The 2,226-nt window shown below is 62.5% G+C and carries 2 protein-coding genes; both read right to left on the bottom strand.

The features are described from left to right. A partial coding sequence (locus AC1DT2_RS21290) for a glycoside hydrolase family 35 protein (protein ID WP_477298568.1) occupies positions 1-1,571 on the bottom strand: 1,571 nt, incomplete at its 3' end. Next, positions 1,571-2,226 (bottom strand): TonB-dependent receptor domain-containing protein (locus tag AC1DT2_RS21285; RefSeq protein WP_477298567.1); only part of this gene is annotated, 656 nt, incomplete at its 5' end. The genes AC1DT2_RS21285 and AC1DT2_RS21290, both read right to left, overlap by 1 nt.

Genomic DNA, 2,226 nt, shown 5'->3' with positions numbered 1-2,226 from the left:
CGATAGAAGCACGGCGCATGCTTGCACGCCGCCGAGGTGTAAGACAGCGAGGCGCTGTTGGCGAACGGCAGCGAGTAGTTCTGCCAGTCACGCAGCGGCTGGCCGTTGAGGGTGACGCCACCCAGGATGCCCTTGCGCTCGTTCAGCATTTTCTCGCCGAAGTTGATGCGCCCGTCGTTCTGAACGAGCAGGTCCAGCGTGTCGCCCTTGTGCAAGGCAACCTTCAGGCTGTCCTGCTTCAGCCGGCGATCGAGCGTGCCGATCCGCTTGCCGTTGATGTAGATCTGCGCATAGTCGTGCAGGGTGTCGATGTGCAATTCGCCGGACGCGTCGACGTCGATGTGTTTGCGATAGAGGATGTCGCCATAGGCCTGATCCATCGACTCCATGGTTCTAGGCTCGGCCGAGGGCACCGGTGCTGGCAGGTTGTCCCACAACGATGCCGACTCACCCAGTCGAATGCCGCCGATCGCCTGCGTCCCCGGTGTGGCAGGCACGGGTGGCAAGGCCACGCCGGTTTCCCTGGCGATCACCTCGCGCGCAGCCAGGTACTTCGGGGTGGGACGCCCGCTCTCATCGAGGGGACTGTCGTAGTCGTAGCTGGTGACATCCGGCTGGTAGCTGTTGTCGTCCCAGTTGGCGCCGTTCATCCAGCCGAACGAGGTACCGCCGTGGAACATGTAGAAGTTGACCGAGTAGCCCTGCTTGAGCATCCATGACAGTTCGTCGGCCACCTTCTTTGCCGGGGCAACGTGGTGCGGTGCACCCCAGTGGTCGAACCAACCGATCCAGTACTCGCCGACCATGTACGGGCCACCGGGCTGCCAGGTGTGCAACTTTTCAAACTTCTGCGGGGCGTGGCCCACGCCGAAGTTGATGACCTGCACGACGCCGGGCAACGAGCCGGGCTGTTCCGCGCTGTCGGAGGTGGTGAGCAGCGACGCATTGAACCCGCCGTCGACGATGCCGTGACGGATCTGCTCCATGTAGGCGGTATCCGTACCGAAGCTGCCGTACTCGTTCTCGACCTGTACCGCGATGATGTTGCCACCGCGACTCAACTGCAGCGGTGCCAGCTCCTGCCCCAACCGATGCAACCAGCGCTGGGCCGGCTGCATGAACTTCGGGTCGGTGCTGCGTACCTTGACGTCGGGCTCCTTCAGCAACCAGGAGGGCAACCCACCGAACTCCCATTCGGAACAGACATAGGGACCTGGACGCAGGATCACGTACAGGCCCTCCTCCTTCGCCTCACGGACGAACTCGGCGACGTCGTTCTGCCCACTGAAGTCGTAGTGGCCGGGGGTCGCTTCGTGGGCGTTCCAGAACACGTACGTCGTGATGGTGTTCAGGCCCATCGCCTTGGCCATCTTCAGGCGATCCCGCCAGTATTCGCGCGGGACACGGGCGTAGTGCATCTCACCGGAAACGATGCGGAACGGCTTGCCGTCGAGGACAAAATGGCCCTTGTCGATGGTCATCGGCTGGCCCGCCGCGGCGGGTGCCGCGGCGGCCATGGCGCAAGACAGGACACCCAGGACGACGGATGCCACAACCTTCAATGGCAGCATCAGAACGTGCCTCGCAGGCCTACCGTGTAAATGGTGCCGTCCGCTTCGGCGTACAGGAAGCGATTTTTGTACAYGGAGTAGTCGTAGAGGTGCTCGTGCGTCAGGTTGGTGCCTGAGACGAAGACCGACACGTGCTTGTTCAACGCATAGCTCGCGCTCAGGTCCAACTGCCCGTAGGCACTGCGCGTGGCCGGCTGGGCACCCGAGCCATAGGCGAGGCTCTCCAGGTACTTACCGCGCCAGTTGTACGCCGCGCGCACCTGCACGGGACCCTTTTCGTAGTACAGGCTCGCATTGGCCGAGTCACCGATACCCGGCACGGCGAACTTGCCCGATGCCGCGATGACGCCCGGGCTGAGCGCCGTGCTGCTCTTCACGTGCGTGTAGTTAAGCGCCATGCCCAGGCCGTTGAAGGGTTCGGGCAACAGATGCGTGAACTGGTAGTTGAAGGTGACCTCTTCGCCGTAGATATTCGACGAGTTGAGGTTGATCGGCTGCGTGAGCGACCAGATGAACGGCTGTCCGGTGTTCGCGTTCGTGAGGAACGGCACCGGCGTGCTCACCAGCGTGCTGAAGTTGCTGACCTTCTTGTAGAACCCTTCCACGGCGATATAGCTGGCATCGTCGATGTACCACTCAAGGCCCATGTCGTAGT

The organism is Luteibacter sp. P4_E6, assembly GCF_056401535.1.
Note: the sequence above shows the minus strand (reverse complement) of the source record. Positions and strands in the feature narration are given on the sequence as shown.